At 69.0% G+C, this 17,591-nt stretch carries 15 protein-coding genes; 3 read left to right on the top strand and 12 right to left on the bottom strand.

Annotation, left to right across the window (positions count from 1 at the left end):
* Position 1 precedes the first annotated feature (1 nt).
* Positions 2 to 775 (bottom strand): lysophospholipid acyltransferase family protein, encoded by a 774-nt coding sequence (locus BMZ19_RS02045; protein WP_090306123.1) that lies wholly within the window; start codon positions 773 to 775, stop codon positions 2 to 4.
* Positions 775 to 1,530 (bottom strand): L-ornithine N(alpha)-acyltransferase, encoded by a 756-nt coding sequence (gene olsB / locus BMZ19_RS02050; protein WP_090306126.1) that lies wholly within the window; start codon positions 1,528 to 1,530, stop codon positions 775 to 777. Before olsB ends, BMZ19_RS02045 begins: the two co-directional genes overlap by 1 nt.
* A gap of 250 nt (positions 1,531 to 1,780) precedes the next feature.
* Between olsB and BMZ19_RS02055 the strand changes: the two genes are divergently transcribed.
* Both BMZ19_RS02055 and BMZ19_RS02060 read left to right on the top strand, forming a co-directional pair.
* On the top strand, positions 1,781 to 2,566 hold the full coding sequence (locus BMZ19_RS02055; RefSeq protein WP_090306128.1) for an oxygen-binding di-iron domain-containing protein: 786 nt from the start codon (positions 1,781 to 1,783) through the stop codon (positions 2,564 to 2,566).
* A 176-nt stretch (positions 2,567 to 2,742) separates the two neighbouring features.
* Positions 2,743 to 3,897 (top strand): phospholipase D-like domain-containing protein, encoded by a 1,155-nt coding sequence (locus tag BMZ19_RS02060; protein WP_090306130.1) that lies wholly within the window; start codon positions 2,743 to 2,745, stop codon positions 3,895 to 3,897.
* Positions 3,898 to 3,954: 57 nt separating this feature from the next.
* Here BMZ19_RS02060 and BMZ19_RS02065 read toward each other — a convergent pair whose 3' ends face one another.
* From BMZ19_RS02065 to BMZ19_RS02105, 9 genes are all read right to left on the bottom strand, one after another.
* On the bottom strand, positions 3,955 to 5,478 hold the full coding sequence (locus tag BMZ19_RS02065; RefSeq protein WP_090306133.1) for a fumarate hydratase: 1,524 nt from the start codon (positions 5,476 to 5,478) through the stop codon (positions 3,955 to 3,957).
* 219 nt (positions 5,479 to 5,697) lie between these two features.
* The gene (gene pyk, locus BMZ19_RS02070) at positions 5,698 to 7,149 is read right to left on the bottom strand and encodes a pyruvate kinase (protein WP_090306135.1); all 1,452 of its coding nucleotides are present in this window, start codon (positions 7,147 to 7,149) and stop codon (positions 5,698 to 5,700) included.
* A 106-nt stretch (positions 7,150 to 7,255) separates the two neighbouring features.
* The gene (locus BMZ19_RS02075) at positions 7,256 to 8,185 is read right to left on the bottom strand and encodes a universal stress protein (protein WP_090306138.1); all 930 of its coding nucleotides are present in this window, start codon (positions 8,183 to 8,185) and stop codon (positions 7,256 to 7,258) included.
* Positions 8,186 to 8,315: 130 nt separating this feature from the next.
* The gene (locus BMZ19_RS02080; RefSeq protein WP_090306140.1) at positions 8,316 to 9,647 is read right to left on the bottom strand and encodes a DUF58 domain-containing protein; all 1,332 of its coding nucleotides are present in this window, start codon (positions 9,645 to 9,647) and stop codon (positions 8,316 to 8,318) included.
* Positions 9,644 to 10,681 (bottom strand): AAA family ATPase, encoded by a 1,038-nt coding sequence (locus tag BMZ19_RS02085; RefSeq protein WP_090306142.1) that lies wholly within the window; start codon positions 10,679 to 10,681, stop codon positions 9,644 to 9,646. The genes BMZ19_RS02080 and BMZ19_RS02085 overlap by 4 nt, the downstream gene beginning before the upstream one ends.
* A complete protein-coding gene (locus BMZ19_RS02090; RefSeq protein WP_090306145.1) occupies positions 10,681 to 11,874 on the bottom strand; it encodes a DUF4350 domain-containing protein in 1,194 nt (397 codons plus the stop codon). The genes BMZ19_RS02085 and BMZ19_RS02090 overlap by 1 nt, the downstream gene beginning before the upstream one ends.
* Positions 11,871 to 13,445 (bottom strand): DUF4129 domain-containing protein, encoded by a 1,575-nt coding sequence (locus BMZ19_RS02095; protein WP_090306147.1) that lies wholly within the window; start codon positions 13,443 to 13,445, stop codon positions 11,871 to 11,873. The genes BMZ19_RS02090 and BMZ19_RS02095 overlap by 4 nt, the downstream gene beginning before the upstream one ends.
* A gap of 130 nt (positions 13,446 to 13,575) precedes the next feature.
* Complete coding sequence (locus BMZ19_RS02100; RefSeq protein ID WP_090306150.1) at positions 13,576 to 14,553, bottom strand: stage II sporulation protein M; 978 nt, start codon at positions 14,551 to 14,553, stop codon at positions 13,576 to 13,578.
* Positions 14,550 to 15,257: an RDD family protein gene (locus tag BMZ19_RS02105; protein WP_244517079.1), complete on the bottom strand. Its 708-nt coding sequence runs from the start codon at positions 15,255 to 15,257 to the stop codon at positions 14,550 to 14,552. The genes BMZ19_RS02100 and BMZ19_RS02105 overlap by 4 nt, the downstream gene beginning before the upstream one ends.
* A gap of 140 nt (positions 15,258 to 15,397) precedes the next feature.
* Here BMZ19_RS02105 and sbcB point away from each other — a divergent pair, with 140 nt between their 5' ends.
* Positions 15,398 to 16,831 (top strand): exodeoxyribonuclease I, encoded by a 1,434-nt coding sequence (gene sbcB, locus BMZ19_RS02110; protein WP_090306156.1) that lies wholly within the window; start codon positions 15,398 to 15,400, stop codon positions 16,829 to 16,831.
* Between the two features lie 165 nt (positions 16,832 to 16,996).
* Here sbcB and mvaT read toward each other — a convergent pair whose 3' ends face one another.
* Entirely contained in the window at positions 16,997 to 17,383 is a 387-nt protein-coding gene (gene mvaT / locus BMZ19_RS02115; RefSeq protein WP_090306159.1) for a histone-like nucleoid-structuring protein MvaT, read from the bottom strand.
* Between the last annotated feature and the right edge of the window lie 208 nt (positions 17,384 to 17,591).

Here is a 17,591-nt window from a genome sequence, read left to right on the forward strand (position 1 = left end):
TTCAGGCGGCCTCGCGAATGGCAGCCGGCTGCTTCTCGGCGCACACCACCGCGGCGATCGCGTCCTGACTGCGGCGGGCCAGCTCGCTGCGCGTCAGTCCCTGACTGGCGATCGGCGCGAGCAGGGTGATCTCCACCATCGCCCGCTCGGCTGCGAACAGACGCAACAGGTGTGCGGGCAATTCGTCGTCGCCGATGAAGGGCGCCAGCGGATCGCGCTGGCCGTCGCGCCGGTAGCGGATCGCCACCGGTTGCACCGCCACTCCGCTATCCACCGCTGCGGCCAGCAGGCGGGCGTGGAAGCGCAGCACGTCGCTGCCGTCGGAGCTGGTGCCTTCGGGGAAGATCGCCAGGTGGCGGCCCTGTTGCAGCTGCTCGGCCAGCTGCCGGCTGATGGCGAGGCTGTCGCCGGCGCCGCGACGGATGAACAGGGTGCCGGCCTGGCGCGCCAGCCAGCCGGCCAGCGGCCAGCGGCCGACCTCGGCCTTGGCGAGGAACGACAGCGGACGCAGGGCGCCGAGCACGGCGATATCGACCCAGGACACGTGATTGGCCAGCCAGAGTGCCGGTGCGTCCGGCAGCTGGCCGCGGATCTCCACCTGCAGCGGCAGGGTATTGCGCAGGTGACGCATGAAGCGGCAGGTCAGCTGCTGGCGCAGTTCCATCGGCGCGCCGCCCAGGCGCTCGCGCAGACCGACCCAGCCGGAATACAGCGCGCCTTCGCCGAGTACGGCGAGCAGACGCAGCAGGCGGGCATACAAACGCAAGCGACGCATCAGCCGACCGCCTTGAAGTGGCGGGCGTAGCGCGGGCAGAGTTCGTCGCGCTTGAGCAGGATGAACACGTCGGCGACCTGGAAGTCCGGGTCCCAGCACGGCTCGCCGCAGATCTTCGCGCCCAGGCGCATGTAGGCCTTGAGTAGCGGCGGCAGTTCGGCGGTGAGGTTGTCCGGCACGTCGAGGGCCGGCAGCGGCTGGCGAGGCTCGGCGCGCAGGTGCTCGGTGCACAGGTAGCGCTCGCGCAGGCGCTGCATCACCGCGCGGGCCTGGATGCCGCCGTCGCGCATGGGGATGCTGGCGCAACCCATCAGGTAGCGGTAGCCGCCCTCGTTGAGGATCTCCGCCAGGGCGCTCCACAGCACGGCGATGGTGGCGCCGTTGCGGTACTCGGCGGCGACGCAGGTGCGGCCGATCTCCAGGCTCGGGCCGTCGAGCTTGGCGAGGCCGTGCAGGCGGAACTCGTCCTCGCTGTAGAAGCGTCCCAGTTTGCGCGCGGTGTGGTGGTCGAGCAGGCGGGTGGTGGCGACCAGCGCGCCGCTGGCCAGGTCGCGCACGCCCAGGTGGCTGCAGTGGACGTCGAAACCGTCGCAGTCGAGGCCCAGTTCGGCGCCCTCCAGGCGGGCGCCGAACTCCTCGCCGAACACGCGGTAACGCAGGGCCTGGGCTTCGATCAGGGCTTCGCTGCCGTGCAGGCGTTCGGCCTGCAGGCGGCGGGTGGGGCTGGACTCGCAGGACAGTGCAGTGGCGGACATGCAGAACCTCCGGGCAGCCGTTTGCGGCCGCTTCCATGTTGTGTGCAGGGCCATGCTGGCAAGCCGGGATGTCGGCGCGGTGACGCGCCAGTGATGCTTCTGTGACCGCGCGCGCACCGTGCGGACGTTCGTGCGGCGTACAGTGCTCGCAACGGCGGCGAGGCCGGCGGTGCTGGCATGCTTGATGCACGTCAGTGAACTTGAAACCCGGCCTCGTTAAGCTGGGTCAAACTTAGAAATTGAGGTAGTCATGCGTCGCGAGCCCATCGTCCTGTTTGATAACGGCAGCCACCAGTGCCTGTGTTTCGACAATCTGGTCGTCGGTGAGGGTGTTCAGACCAACCAGTTCCTGATCGTCGACAACGAGCAATACATGCTGCTCGATCCGGGCGGCGACCTGACCTACACCCCGCTGTCGCTGGAGCTGTCCAAGCACATTCCGGTGCAGGACCTGACCTACATCTTCGCCTCGCACCAGGACCCGGACATCATCGCCGCGCTGGACAAGTGGCTGCTGCACACCAAGGCCAAGGTCATCTGCTCGCGCCTGTGGGCCCGCTTCCTGCCGCACCTGACCGCCAACTACCTGGCGGTCAGCCACGGCATCTCCACCTACGACCGCATCATCGCGCTGCCCGATCGTGGCCAGAGCATTCCGCTGGGCAACAGCCAGCTCAAGGCCGTGCCGGCGCACTTCCTGCACTCGGTGGGCAACTTCCAGCTCTACGATCCGATCAGCAAGATCCTCTTCTCCGGCGACATGGGTGCCTCCCTGGTCGACGACGCCCAGCCGGTCACCGACTTCGCCGCTCACCTGTCGAGCATGGAAGGCTTCCACCGCCGCTACATGGCCAGCAACAAGGTCTGCCGCCTGTGGGCCGACATGGTGCGCAAGATGGATGTGAGCATGATCGTGCCGCAGCACGGTCGCGCCTTCGTCGGTCCGGCGATGATCAACACCTTCCTCGACTGGATCAGCCAGCTGGAGTGCGGCCTCGACCTGATGGGCCCGGCCGACTACACCCTGCCGCGCTGAGTTCCTTTCGCCCGCAGACGACGCCGGCGCAGCCCTTGGGCTCGCCGGCGTCGTCATTTGTGCCGGCGGCTTCCTTGAGCCCCGACGAACGGCCAGCTATGGTGCGCTGAACCGATTGCCGCGCGAGGATTCGATGCCCAGCCCGTTCCCTGCCTTTGCCGTGTTTCGCTAGCGCCATGCCGCAAACCGTCTTCCCCTGGCGCGGGGGCAACCGATTCCAGCTGTTGATCGATGGCGAGCAGTTCTTTCCCCGCCTGCTCGCGGCCATCGATGCGGCCCGCAGCCAGGTCGAGCTGGAGCTGTATCTGGTCGAGGCCGGTGTCTGCGCCGAGCAGCTGGTCGACTGCCTGTGCCGTGCCGCCGCCCGCGGTGTGCCGGTGCGCTGCCTGTTCGATGCCTTCGGCTGCCGGCGCTTGGGCAGCCGCCTGAGTACGCGGCTGCGCCTGGCGGGCGTGCAGTTGCGCCTGTACAACCCGATCAGCTGGCGGCACGGGGTGCGTAATCTGTACCGCGACCATCGCAAGCTGCTGCTGGTCGATCAGCAACTGGCCTGGGTCGGCGGTGCCGGGGCTACCGACGATTTCTGGCTGCCGGCGTCGGCGGTCAGTCGCTGGCACGAGCTGATGGTGGAAGTGGCCGGCCCGGCGGTAGTCGACTGGCAAATCCTGTTCGAGCGCGAGTGGGAGGCGTGCGTCGACACCTGTGCCTGGCGCCCGTTCATCCGCCCGCTTGCCCATCTGCCGGCCAGACCATTGTCTGGCGAGGGCCTCGGCCGGGTGGCCTACGCCGATGCGCAGCAGCACCGTGACATCCTGCGTTCGCTGCTGCGCAACCTGGGCCATGCCCGCCAGCGCATCTGGCTGGCCACGCCGTACTTCCTGCCCAGCTGGCGGGTGCGCAAGGCCCTGCGCAAGGCGGCGCAGCGCGGGGTGGACGTGCGCCTGCTGCTCAGTGGCCGGCTGACCGACCATGGTCCGGTGCGCTTCGCCGGCCAGCGCTACTATCCCCGCCTGCTGAAGAGTGGCGTGCGCATCTTCGAGTACCAGCCGCGCTTCATGCACCTCAAGGCGGTACTGGTCGACGACTGGGTCAGCATCGGTTCGTGCAACTTCGACCACTGGACCCTGCGCTTCAACCTGGAAGCCAACATCGAGGCGCTCGACCCCGGCCTGACCACGGCGCTGGCGGCGAGCTTCGAGAACGACTTCGCGCTCAGCCGCGAGATCACCCTCGACGACTGGTTCGCCAGGCCACTGGCGATGCGTATCTCGCAGCGTCTGTGGGGCTGGCTGGATCGGCTGGTGGTCAATCTGATGGATCGCTGGCGCTAAAAAAGAAAACCCCGGAGCGGCGGGGCCGGTCCGGGGTTTTCCTGTGCCTTGGGAAGCTTACTTCACTTCCACCGCCAGGCTGTCGGCGATCTTCTGCTTCCAGATCGCCGGGCCGGTGATGTGCACCGACTCGCCGTTGGTGTCGACGGCCACGGTGACCGGCATATCCTTGACGTCGAACTCGTAGATCGCTTCCATGCCCAGTTCGGCGAAGGCCAGCACCTTGGCCTTCTTGATCGCCTGGGCGACCAGGTAGGCGGCGCCGCCGACGGCCATCAGGTACACGGCCTTGTTGTCGCGGATCGCGTCGATGGCGATCGGGCCGCGCTCGGACTTGCCGATCATGCCCAGCAGGCCGGTGCTTTCCAGGATCTGGCGGGTGAACTTGTCCATGCGGGTTGCGGTGGTCGGGCCGGCCGGGCCAACCACTTCGTCACGCACCGGATCGACCGGACCGACGTAGTAGATGAAGCGGCCCTTGAGGTCCACCGGCAGCTCTTCGCCGGCATTGAGCATGTCGACCATGCGCTTGTGCGCGGCGTCGCGGCCGGTGAGCATCTTGCCGTTGAGCAGGATGGTCTCGCCCGGCTTCCAGCTCTGCACTTCTTCCGGGGTGATGGTGTCCAGATTCACGCGGCGGGCGCTCGGGCCGGCTTCCCAGACGATGTCCGGGTAGGCGTCCAGCGACGGCGCTTCCAGCTCGGCCGGGCCGGAGCCGTCGAGCACGAAGTGGGCGTGGCGGGTGGCGGCGCAGTTGGGGATCATGCACACCGGCAGCGAGGCGGCGTGGGTCGGGTAGTCCATGATCTTGACGTCGAGCACGGTGGTCAGGCCGCCGAGGCCTTGGGCACCGATGCCCAGCTGGTTGACCTTGTCGAACAGCTCGAGGCGCATTTCCTCGATCTTGTTCTGCGGACCGCGGGCCTTCAGCTCGTGGATGTCGATGGATTCCATCAACACTTCCTTGGCCATCAGCGCGGCCTTCTCGGCGGTACCGCCGATGCCGATGCCGAGCATGCCCGGCGGGCACCAGCCGGCGCCCATTTCCGGCACGGTCTTCAGTACCCAGTCGACGATCGAGTCGGACGGGTTGAGCATGGCCATCTTCGACTTGTTCTCGGAGCCGCCGCCCTTGGCCGCGACGTCCACTTCCACCTTGTCGCCGGGGACGATGGAGTAGTGGATGACCGCCGGGGTGTTGTCCTTGGTGTTCTTGCGGGCACCGGCCGGGTCGGCCAGGATCGAGGCGCGCAGGACGTTGTCCGGGTTGTTGTAGGCGCGGCGCACGCCCTCGTTGATCATGTCGTCCAGGCTCATGGTCGCGCCGGTCCACTGCACGTCCATGCCGACGCGGACGAACACGGTGACGATGCCGGTGTCCTGGCAGATCGGGCGGTGGCCGGTGGCGCACATGCGCGAGTTGATCAGGATCTGGGCGATGGAGTCGCGCGCAGCCGGCGACTCCTCGCGCAGGTAGGCCTCGTGCATGGCCTGGATGAAGTCGACGGGGTGGTAGTAGGAGATGAACTGCAGGGCGTCGGCGACGCTCTGGATCAGGTCGTCTTGCTTGATCACGGCCATGGAACGCGGTCCTCTGTACAGGCGGAACTTCACGGCGCGCCACCGCAGGCGGCGCAAAAAAACGGCGACGAAGTATAGCGTGCAGGTGGCGGTGCGGACACCCGCCTGCGGTCGACCTTGGTCGATTGGCGAACAGTCCGTGGGCGGAGCGGTTGGCCGGCAAAGCAAAAGGCCGCTCATGGGAGCGGCCTTTCGTGGTCGGCTGGATTACCTAGGCAATCAGGCCAGCGGTTCGCCGACGTGGAGGATCTTCAGGGTGTTGGTGCCGCCGATGGTGTCGTAGCTGTCGCCCTTGCTCATGATCACCCAGTCGCCCGGCTCGACCACTCCGCGCTTGAGCAGCTCGTTGACCGCCGCCTGGCTGACCTGCTCCGCCGGCAGTGCTGCGGCGTCGAAGGGGATGGTCTGCACGCCGCGGAACATCGCCACGCGCGCCTGGGTGGCGCGGTGCGGCGAGTAGGCGAAGATCGGCACCGAGGAGCGGATGCGCGACATGATCAGCGGGGTGTAGCCGCTTTCGGTGAGGGCGATGATCGCCTTGACGCCGGGGAAGTGGTTGGCGGTGTACATGGCCGCCAGGGCGATGCTCTCGTCGCAGCGCTCGAAGCTCCGGCCCATGCGGTGGCTGGACTTCTGGCTGGTCGGGTGCTTCTCGGCGCCGACACAGACGCGCGCCATGGCCTTGACCGCTTCCACCGGGTAGTCGCCGGCGGCGCTTTCCGCCGAGAGCATCACCGCGTCGGTGTAGTCCAGCGCGGCGTTGGCCACGTCGGAAACCTCGGCGCGGGTCGGCATCGGGCTGTGGATCATCGACTCCATCATCTGGGTGGCGGTGATCACGAACTTGTTGAGGCGGCGGGCGTGGGCAATGATCTTCTTCTGGATGCCGACCAGCTCGGCATCGCCGATCTCAACGCCCAGATCGCCGCGGGCGACCATCACGCCGTCGCTGGCGCGGATCAGGCCGTCCAGCGCCTCGTCGTCGGCTACCGCTTCGGCACGCTCGATCTTGGCGACCAGCCAGGCGTCGCTGCCGGCCTCGTCGCGCAGGCGGCGGGCGTATTCCATGTCGGCGGCGTCGCGCGGGAAGGACACCGCGAGGTAGTCCAGCTCCATCTCGGCGGCCAGCTTGATGTCGGCCTTGTCCTTGTCGGTCAGCGCCGGGGCGGTGAGGCCGCCGCCGCGACGGTTGATGCCCTTGTGGTCGGACAGCGGGCCGCCGACGGTCACCGAGCAGATCAGCTCGGTGGCGGTGACCTGGTCGACGACCATGATCACCCGGCCGTCGTCGAGCAGCAGCTCGTCGCCGACCTTGCAGTCCTTGACCAGGTCCGGGTAGTCGATACCGACCACTTCCTGGGTGCCGGCGTCGCGCGGGTGGCTGATCGAGAAGCGGAAGGCGTCGCCTTCCTGCAGTTCGATGCGCTTGTTGGCGAACTTGGCGATACGGATCTTCGGCCCTTGCAGGTCGCCGAGCAGGGCGACGTGGCGATCGTGCTTGGCCGCCAGTTCCCGGACCAGCCGGGCGCGCGCCTTGTGCTCGTCCGGGGTGCCGTGGGAGAAGTTCAGGCGGGCGACGTTCATCCCGGCGAGGATCAGCTGCTCGAGCACCTGCGGCGAGCTGCTGGAAGGGCCGAGGGTGGCGACGATCTTGGTACGGCGTGAGGGCATCAGGGCACTCCTGGATAAGGTCTGAAAAATGCTGGCGCCCCGCTTGTGGCGGGTGCGCGATCAGCAGGTGGCCCCGCGCGCGGCGGGGCAGGGTCATCCGTGACGGTCATCCGGCTCGGTGGGCGGCCACGCCCTGCGGCTTGAGCACCAGCAGGTCGCAGTTGACGCCTTCGAGCACCCGCTCGGCGGTATGGCCGATCAGGGCGGTATCGAGGTGGCCGCGGGCGATGGCGCCCATCAGCAGCAGGTCGACGGCATTCTCGTCGACGAAGCGCGGCAGGGTTTCCTCGGCGAAGCCCTGCAGCAGGTGGGTGCGTGGCTTGCCGATGGCATGGCCGTCGAGCAGTTGCTCGAAGGCTTCGCGATGGCGCTCGCCGGTCCGTTCGACATAGTACTCGTAATCGGCCACCAGCTCGGCATCGAACACCAGGGTGCGCGGCAGCGGTGCGTAACTGTGCAGGTAATGATCCTCCAGACCGAGGGTCTGGCCCAGCGTCTGCGCCGCGTCGATCAGCTGGTGGTCGAGGCTGGCCGGCTTGTCGGCGCTGTGGGTCGGATCGAGGGCCACGGCCAGGCGCTGGCCGCGCCACTCGCCCTGCGGCTTGACCAGCCACAGCGGCGTCGGGCAGTAGCGGATCAGCTGCCAGCAGGTATTGCTCAGCAGCAGGCGATGCAGCAGGCCGTGACTGTGGGCGGTCTTCAGCAGCAGGTCGGGTTTCAGCTCCGCGCAGCGGGCGATGATCATCTTGTGCAGCGGCTTGCCCCAGCGCACTTCGCTGGTGACCTGCAGACCTTCCTGGCGCAACGGTGTGGCCAGTTGCTCGAGCCAGTCGCGGCGCTGGGCCAGCAGCGCGTGACGGGCCTTGTCCAGGGCGGGCGCCTCGAACATCAGGCCGCTGTCCAGCGCGCCGTTGTATTCGCAGATCAGCAGCTCGATGGCCGCACCGCTGTGGCGGGCGATCCAGGCGGCGCGCTCGAGCGACGGTTGCGAAGATTGGGTGGGATCGATCACCACCAGCAGCTGCTGCAATTGCATGTCGGATTCCTCGGCCGGAGTGGGTGATGCCCGGTGAGCGCGCAGGCGCGGGGCGGTCGGCTTCAATGGGTTCAGCCTAGCGCCAGCGCCACTACACATGCAAACCGGTGACAGGGGCGTGACAGGCGGTTCAGAGGGTGCCGGCGGCCTTCCACTGCAGATAGCGATTGACCAGCTCCGGGCCCAGCTCGCCGGGGCGCACGTCGAGTACCGGCAGGCCCTGGGCGGCAAAGCGCTCGTGCAGGCGGGTGCGCGCGGCGGCGTAGTCGACGGTGCCGCAGTAGCTCAGTGCGTCGCTGTAGCTTTCCACCGGCAGCCGGCGCTGGCGGTCGAGCACCTCCTCGCGCAGGCTGGCGATCAGCAGGCGGTGGCGACGGGCGATCTGTGCCGCGGCCAGCGGCAGCTGCTGGTCGTCCTCGTCGCGCAGGTTGCTGAGCAGCACCACCAGCGCGCGGCGCGGCTGGCGGGCGAGCAGCTCGCTGGCGGCGGCCTGGAAGTCGCCCGGCAGCTGGCCCGGTTGCAGGTCATAGACGCTGTTGAGCAGGGCGTTGAGCTGCTGGCGGCCCTTGGCCGGCGGCAGGTAGCACGGCGTGTCGCCGGCGAAGGTCAGCAGGCCGACCGCGTCGCCCTGGCGCATGGCGACGTGGGCGAGCAGCAGGCAGGCGTTCAGGGCGTGGTCGAAGTGGCTGAGGTCGCCGTCCTGGCTGCGCATGCGCCGGCCGCTGTCGAGCAGGAAGACGATCTGCTGGTCGCGCTCGTCCTGGTATTCGCGGGCGATCGGCTGGTGCTTGCGCGCGGTGGCCTTCCAGTCGATCTGGCGCAGGCTGTCGCCGCTGCGGAAATCGCGCAACTGGTGGAACTCCTGGCCGCTGCCGCGGCGTGGCTGCGTGCGCACGCCGAGACGGCCGAGCCAGCTGTCCACCGCCATCAGTTGCGCGCCGTGCAGGCGGGCGAAGTCCGGGTAGACGCGGCTGTGGCCGGGCAGCTCGACATAGCGGCGCGCCTGCCACAGGCCGAGCGGCGAGGGCAGGCCGATCTCGCAGCGCGCGAACCGGCAGTCGCCACGCTGGCGCGGGCGTACCCGGTAGCGCAGCTCGGCACCCTGCTCGGCCGACAGGGCGATGCGTTGCGGCAGGTCGCTGAACTCCAGCGCGGCCGGCACGTGGTCGAACAGTTCCAGCCAGCGCGGCGGCTGCGCGCCGGGGGCGATGCGCAGCACCACCTCGCTGCCGCGATCCAGCGCCAGGTGGCCGGGCAGCTGGCGTTGCAGCGTCGGCGAAGGCCGGCGGCGCAGCCAGAGGGCATCGAACAGCGCCACGCCGGCCAGGGCCAGCAGGCTGCCCCACCACAGGCCGTCGAGCCAGGCGGGCAGGGCGATGCCGAGCAGCGGCAGCGCGCCGAGCAGGATGGCGGCCAGCAGCAGGGCGGCGGCGAGGGCGAGCAGGCGTGGCGAGGGTTTCATGAGCGCGGCGCGGCGACCTGATCGAGCAGTTGGGCGAGCACCCGGTCGACGTCCTGGCCCTCGATCTCCAGTTCCGGCGCCAGGCGCACGCGGTGGCGCAGCACCGCCGGGGCGCAGGCCTTGAGATCGTCGGGGGTGACGAACTCGCCGCCGCGCAGCAGGGCGCGGGCGCGCGCGCAGCGCACCAGGGCGATCGAGGCGCGCGGCCCGGCGCCGAACACCAGGCCCGGCCAGTCGCGGGTGGCGCGCACCAGGCGCACGGCGTAGTCGAGCACCTGGGCGTCGATCGGCAGCTCGGCGCAGATCTTCTGCAGCACCGGCACGTCGCGCTCGCGCAGCAGCGGGCGCAGGGCGGTCACCTCGAGCATGTCGCTGCGCGCCGAGCGGGTCACCTGGCGGACGAGTTCCAGTTCCTCCGCATGCGCCGGATAGTCCATGCGCAGCTTGAGCATGAAGCGGTCCAGCTCGGCTTCCGGCAGCGGGTAGGTGCCTTCCTGATCGATGGGGTTCTGGGTGGCCAGCACCATGAACGGCCGCGGCACCGCCAGGGCATTGCCCTCGAGGGTGACCTGGCGCTCCTGCATCACCTCGAGCAGCGCCGCCTGGGTCTTGGCCGGGGCGCGGTTGATCTCGTCGGCGAGCAGCAGGTTGGTGAACACCGGGCCGCGGCGCAGCTTGAACTGCTCGCTGGCCAGGTCGTAGACGGCATGGCCGGTGACGTCGCTGGGCATCAGGTCGGGGGTGAACTGGATGCGCGCGAACTGGCCGCCGAAGCAGCGCGCCAGGGCGCGCACCAGCAGGGTCTTGCCCAGGCCGGGCACGCCCTCGATCAGCACGTGGCCGCCGGCGAGCAGGGCACAGAGCACGTCGTCGATCACCGTCTGCTGGCCGATCAGCGCTTTGCCCAGCTCCTCACGCAGCGCCTGGACCAGTTGCGTGGCGCGCTGCAGCTGGCTGGCCGCGGTTTCGGTAGCGGGCTGGGGGGTGGCCGCGGCGGGCTCGCCGTCGAGGGGCAGGCTGGATTCTTCGCTCATCAAAGGGCATTCCTGATTCGTTGCAGGTGGGCGACCTGGCGGGTGAACTGGGCGGGATGGATGCGCTGCTCGCCGAGCGGGCGCATGGCCTGGCCGATCTGGCTGGGCGTCTGGCGACTGAAGCGGGCGAGCAGTTGCCACTGCTCGGTGACTGGCAGGCGCTCGAAGCCGGGATGGCGCTGGCGGGCGCGCTGGCGCACCTCGGCCTGCAGGCGGGCGAGCAGGGCGGCGTGGCCCTGCTGGCGGCAGAGGAACTCGGCGCAGGCGTGCAGGTGCTCGCCCAACTGGCGGCGTGCCGGCGGCGCATCGGCCTGCAGCGGTCCGTGGCGCACACCGAAGTGCCAGAGCAGCAGGGCCAGCAGCACGGCGAGGGCGATGAGCGCCGCGGGGAAGTGGCGCAGCAGCAGCCACGGCAGGGCTTCGCCGTCGATACGCTGCAGCAGGGTGACCCGGCTGTCCTGGGTCAGGTACCAGAGCAGCCAGGCATGGTCGTACTCGCCGATGCGACTGTTGCGCCACAGTTTGCCGTCGCTGAGCACGGTGACCAGGCCATCGCCGTGGGCCAGCTGCAGCAGGTGGGTGGCCTCGGCGCTGTTGGCCCAGGCATGGGCGCGGTTGCCGCTGTCCTCGAGGTGGTAGCGGGTATCGAAGGCGAAGTAGGCCGGCGCGTCCTCGTTCTCCAGGTACAGCTTGGTCAGTTCGGGCCAGGGATCTTCGACTTCGCCTTCGAGACCCACTTCGGTCAGCTCGCCGGGGGCTTCGTCGTCCAGGCTGCTGCTGGGCAGGCGGCGGATCTGCAGCAGGTCGAGGAGCAGGTCGTCGCTGCGCTGGCGCTGTGCGCTCCAGTTGGCCTCCGCGACCACCAGCAGGTGGCCACCTCCGGCCGTCCAGTCGAGCAGGCGCTGGCTCTGCGCGGCGCTCAGCTGCTGGCGCGAGCCGAGCAGCAGCAGGCTGTGGCCGGCGGCCGGGGTGTCGGCGAGGATCTGCGCCAGGCTGTCGGCGCGCTCGACCGCGATCTGACGCTGGCGCAGGAAGTGCTCGGCGGCCAGATAGGGATTGGCCTTGGCCTCCGGCGCCGGGCCGAGGTCGACCGTGCGCCGCTGCGGGTCGAGCTGGGCGAGCAGGAGGAAGGCCAGGGCGGCGAGCAGGGCCAGTGCGGCGAGTCCTGCCCACAGGCGTTGGCGGGCATTCATGGCGCCACCCCGGCCTGCGCGCGGCTGTTCAGGCCCAGTTGGCGCCAGGCGTCGCACAGCTCGGGGCCGAGTTCGGCCGGCGGCGGGCGACTGCCGTAGGCCAGCGCCTGCCAGGCGTCGAGCAGGCGGCGGGCAAAGGCGTCGAGCGCCGGGTCGTCGAGGCCCTGCAGCAGCACCAGCACCTCGCCCTCGGTGTGCGCCGCCCTGAGCGGCAGCCGGCGCTGGTGCAGCAGGTGGCTGAGCAGGCCGCGGTAGAGCAGGGCAAGGGCGGCGCGCGGATCGACCGCCCACAGCTGTTCGACGCTGGCGGGCAGATCGTCCGGCAGGCTGCGTGGGTCGACGGCCAGGCCGAACAGCTGGGCGGGCGGCGCCGCGTCTGCCTCGCGCGCGGTCTGGCCGCGGACGGCGAACAGGCGCAGCCAGTCGCGGTAGCGCCAGGCCAGCAGGGCCAGTCCGGCGACCAGCAGGGCCCAGAGCAGCACCTCGATCACCGCGGTCGCGCCCTGCAGCCACGCCGGCGTGCGGATCAGCGGCGGCGCGTCGGGCTCGTCGGCCGCGCTCCAGCCCCAGTCGATGCGTTCCTCGACGCGGTGGAACGGCGGCGCCGCCAGCAGGGCCTGGATCTCCCGCCGAGCCTGTTGGCTGTCGAGCGGCTGGTGGGTCAGGCGCGGGGCCTGCGGTCCGGGGTTGTCTTCGCTGGGCAGCAGGCAGGTGGCGCTGCCGGCCAGGCTGACGGGCATTGCTGTCTGCTCGGTTTCCTGCGCCAGGACGGCGCCGTGCGGCAGCCACAGGCCGAGGCTCAGCAGCAGCACCAGGCTGGCCTGGCCGAGGCGCTCGAGCAGGCGGCGGAATGCCAGTTCGAGGTCCCAGGCTTCCAGCTCGCTGCGCCGGTTGAGGTACAGACTGAAGCCGCAGGCGACGTAGATCGGCTCCCAGACCACCAGCACCAGGGCGTAGCAGGCGTTGCTCAGGTGCTCCAGCCACAGCCACTCCTCCGGCGGGCGCAGCAGCAGGGCGAGCCAGCTGCTTTCGCTGGCGAAGTCGGTCGGCAGCAGCAGGTAGATCAGCACCAGCAGGCCCGTCCACAGCAGCAGCTCGATGTGTATGCCGAGCAGGGTCAGCCAGCGCGCCACGCCGCTGCGCCGGCCTAGCGCATCGAGGCGCTGGCGGCGCGCCTGGCCGCGCAGGTTCTCCAGCTGCAGCAGCGGCAGGGTGAAGCTGCGGCTCAGGCTGAAGCGGCGCCAGGTCAGGCTGGCCAGCAGCTCGCCGCGCAGCAGGCCGGGCCAGGCGCGCAGGGCCTGGCCGAGGGTGGGCGTGGCGCCGAACAGGGCGCGCGAGAGGATGTGCAGCGGCAGGCGCTCGAAGGCCGGCTTCAGCCACCAGAACAGCAGCAGGGCGACGCTCGGGTAGCGCCACAGCAGCAGGCTGAACACGGCCAGCAGCGGCACGGTCAGCAGCGCCCAGCTGGCCAGCAGCAGGCCGGCATGGCGCTGCGCCAGGCGCACGCCAAGATCGACGGCTTCCCACGGGCTGCGCGGGCGCACGGCCACCGCGGCATCGCTCAGCGGCATGCGTGGCTCCGGCAGCGCGGCGCCGGCCGGCAAGGGCGGCTGGATGAGGCAACGACGATCACGACGACTCCCTGTGTTGGGTAACGGTCCCGCCCTGCCCGGTGGTGCACGGCAACCGCCGGCAACCCTCCTAGGCCGCCTGGCGCTGGCGTCCGCCGAGCAGGAAGTAGGCGCCGACCAGCAGCCAGAGCATCGCGCCGACCAGGTATTTGACCGTTGCGGAAAACTGCGTGACCGACGACCAGTAGGCCTCGATGAAGGCGGCGACCAGCAGCAGGCCGATCACCCCGCAGACCAGGCCGACGCAGCCCCTGGCGGTCTCGCGCAGGGCGGCCCGGCGACTGCGCGGGCCGGGGGCGAGCAGGGCGCCGCCCAGCTGCAGGCCGGCGGCGCCGGCGAAGGTTATGGCAGTCAGCTCGAAAGCGCCATGACCGACGACAAAACTCAGAAAGGTCTGGTCATAGCCGATGCGCAGCAGGTGGCCGGCGACGGCGCCGATGTTGAGGCCGTTGAACAGCAGGAAGAACAAGGAGCCGAGGCCCAGCAGCAGGCCGCTGGCGAAGGTTTTGAAGGCGATGCCGATGTTGTTCATGATGTAGAAGCCGAACATCAGCCAGTCGTCGCTGCTGCCGCGCTCGCTGAAGTGGCCGAGACGGCTGGCGTCGGGGTCGTACATCAGCTCCATCCGGGCCACCTGCTGCGGCGACAGCAGGCTGTAGATCAGGTCGGGAAACAGATAGACCAGCAGGCCCATGCCCAGCAGGCTGCCGTAGAACAGCAGGCTGGCGAGCAGGATGCTGCGCCTGGCCGCGCGTACCTGGCGCGGGAAGCCGTGGATGAGGAAGCCGAGCAGGCGCGGGCCGAGGTTCTGCCGCGGGCGGTACAGCTGCTGGTGGGCGCGCAGGGTGAGCAGCTGCAGGCGCTCGACCAGGCTGGTGCTGTAGGCGCGGCCTTGCGCCAGCGCCAGTTGCTGGCACAGGCGGCGGTAGGCGGCGGCGAACTCGCCGGCCTGCGCGCCGAGCGGCCGGCCCTGCTCGAGCAGCTTGAGCTGGCCGGCCAGGGCCTGCCAGTCGGCCTGGTGCCGGGTTTCGAACTGCGCCTGTTTCATGGCGTCCCTCGCAGGTCGGCGGCGATCTGTTGCAGGCGCAGCGGCGCCTGCTCGGCGGTGACCCCGAGCAGCGGCGCCAGCAGTCCGGCGAGCTCCTCGCGACGGGCAGGCGACAGCTGGCGCTGGCGCTCGCCGTAGGCCAGCACGGCACGCTGTTCGGCAGCGCTGAGGGCGAAGGGCGCCGGCAGCGGCGTCATCGGCTCCAGTTGCACGGCTGCCGGCGCGCGGGGCTGGTGGATCACCAGGGTGCCGGCGGCGAGGTCGCCGAGGCGCTGGAAGCGCGGGTTGGCCAGGCTGGCGAGCAGGCCGCAGCAGTAGCCCAGCGGCAGCATGTCGACGAAGCGCAGCAGGTTGCGCAGCAGCGCGGCGCCCCAGCCGACCGGCGTGCCGTCCTCGTGGACCACGCGCAGGCCGAACAGCTGCTTGCCGGGCGAGCGGCCCTGGTTGAGGACCTCGAACAGCACCATGTACCACCAGTTGAGCAGGAACAGCAGGATCAGGCCCAGGCCGATGCCCAGTTCGCCGAGCCGGCCGAGCACGCCGAGTAGCGCCAGCGACAGGGCCGCGCGCAGCGCCAGGTCGACGGCGAAGGCACGCGCGCGGGTCAGCGCGCTGGCCGGGCTCAGCAGCAGATCGACCCCCTCCGGGGTTTCCACCCGCAGGCGGGTATCCAGCAGCGAGGTGGCGGGCGTGGCGGGTGGCATGGGCGCGGGCTGCATTGGGGGAAAGAATGGATGCTAGCGGGGCCTGGCCCGATGCGGCAACTGTCGGCGTTGTCGCGGGCAGGCCGGCGGCCGGGCGATTCGGGGTAGACTGCCGCAGCCTTGATTCTGGAGCCCTTACCGTGACCGCAAGCATCTTCTGGTACGACTACGAAACCACCGGCATCGACCCGCGTCGCGACCGGCCGCTGCAGGTGGCCGGCATTCGTACCGACGAGGCGCTCAACGAGATCGGCGAGCCGCTCAACCTGTATTGCCAGCCCAGCGACGACATCCTGCCGCACCCGATGTCCTGCCTGATCACCGGCATCGACCCCGGACGACTGGCGCGCGAGGGACTCGGTGAAGCCGAGTTCATGACCCGTCTGCACGCCGAACTGGTCCGCCCCGGCACCTGCACGGCCGGCTACAACAGCCTGCGCTTCGACGACGAGGTCACCCGCTACAGCCTGTACCGCAACTTCTTCGATCCCTATGCCCGCGAGTGGCAGGGCGGCAACAGCCGCTGGGACCTGATCGACCTGCTGCGCACCGCCTACGCCCTGCGTCCGCAGGGGATCGAGTGGCCGCAGGCCGAGGGGCGGGTGACCCTCAAGCTGGAGCGCCTGACCGCCGCCAACGGTATCGACCACGGCCAGGCCCACGACGCGCTGGCCGACGTGCGCGCCACCATCGCCCTGGCGCGCCTGTTGCGTGAGCGTCAGCCGCGGCTGTACGACTGGTGCTATCAGTTGCGCAGCAAGCAGCGGGTCCTCGAGCAGGTCCGCCTGCTGCAACCCATGGTGCATATATCCGGACGTTTTTCCGCAGAGCGGCATTTCCTGGCGGTGGTATTGCCGCTGGCCTGGCATCCGCGCAATCGCAATGCGTTGATTGTCTGTGACCTGCAGGCGGATATTGCGCCATTGCTGGAGTTGCCGGCTGAAGCTCTCGCCCAGCGCCTGTATACCCGTCGCGATGAACTGGGCGAAGGCGAACTGCCCGTGCCGCTGAAACTGGTCCAGGTCAATCGCTGCCCGGTATTGGCGCCGCTCAAGGTATTGCGCGAGGAAGATTGCCAGCGTCTGGGGGTGGATATGTCGGCCTGCCAGCGTCAGGCGCAGTTGCTGGAACAGCGACAGGCCGTGTGGAAGGGCAAGTTGCCGGCAATCTTTGCGGACAATGGCTTTACCGCCAGCGATGATCCGGAGCAGCGCCTGTATGACGGCTTTATCGGTGATCGCGATCGCGGTTTGTGTGTGCAGGTGCGCGACAGCGATCCAGCACGACTGGTCGAGCGCCACGGTTTGTTTGCTGATGAGCGTCTCGAGGAGTTGCTGTTCCGATATCGGGCGCGCAACTTTCCGCAAACCCTGAGTGCTGCCGAGCAACAACGCTGGCAGGAATTCTGTCGTCTGCGTCTGAGTGATAGTCGTGCCGGTGCGCCCAATACCCTGGCCGAGTTCGACAGTGCATTGGCCGAGTTGCTGCCGGACGCCGATACTCGCCAGCAGGCCCTGCTCGCCGAGTGGCAGGCTTATGCCGGACTGCTGCGCCAGCGCTACGGGCTGCCCTGAGCGGCGGTCGGGCAGGAAACTCCGGCGGGGGCTGTCCCGGCCTCCCGGCTCCGGATGGAAAACGCTTCGCGACTGTGCACTTATTGCCTGACGGCGGATACGCCAACAAAAAACGCCAGCAAGGCTGGCGTTTTTTTATATTGCAGTGCACTAAATGGAGCGAACTCAGTCGAGCAGGGTCACCCAGCTTTCAACGGTGTCGCCGCCCCAGGTGGCTTTCCACTCTTTCAGGGTCTTGTGGTTGCCGCCCTTGGTTTCGATAACTTCGCCAGTGTGCGGGTTCTTGTACTGCTTGACCTTGCGGGTACGCTTGACCGGCGCTTCAACTTTGGCGGCGCGCGGCTGACGACCAGCCTTGACGACTTTGCCTTCGCTATCCAGCAGGGCGAGGATATCCGGCAGGGACTTGCCGTATTCGGCCATCAGCTCGCGGAGTTTGGCTTCGAAGTCCAGCTCCTTCTGCAGTTTGTCATCCTGCTTGAGGGCCTGCAGGCGCTCCTGCAGTTGCTTGATGGCGGCTTCGGTCGAGCGGAATTCGTTGATCAGGGACATTGTCGTTACCTTGGTAAACAGGTCTGCAGGAAATACAGGTGTGGACGAATAATAGGCACTGGATAATGCCGAGTAAATAGCCGGATGCCGTTTGCGGAGTGTTTGCCGGAAAATAATTCGAGTTTCGGTAATTGCGCGTGGTGGCGCACGCCTGCAGTATGTTGCAAGTTTTCCCGCAGTTTCCTGCCGCGGCGCTGCTGTAGTTTTC

Origin of the sequence: Pseudomonas linyingensis (assembly GCF_900109175.1) — a bacterium.
Lineage (GTDB): Bacteria > Pseudomonadota > Gammaproteobacteria > Pseudomonadales > Pseudomonadaceae > Geopseudomonas > Geopseudomonas linyingensis.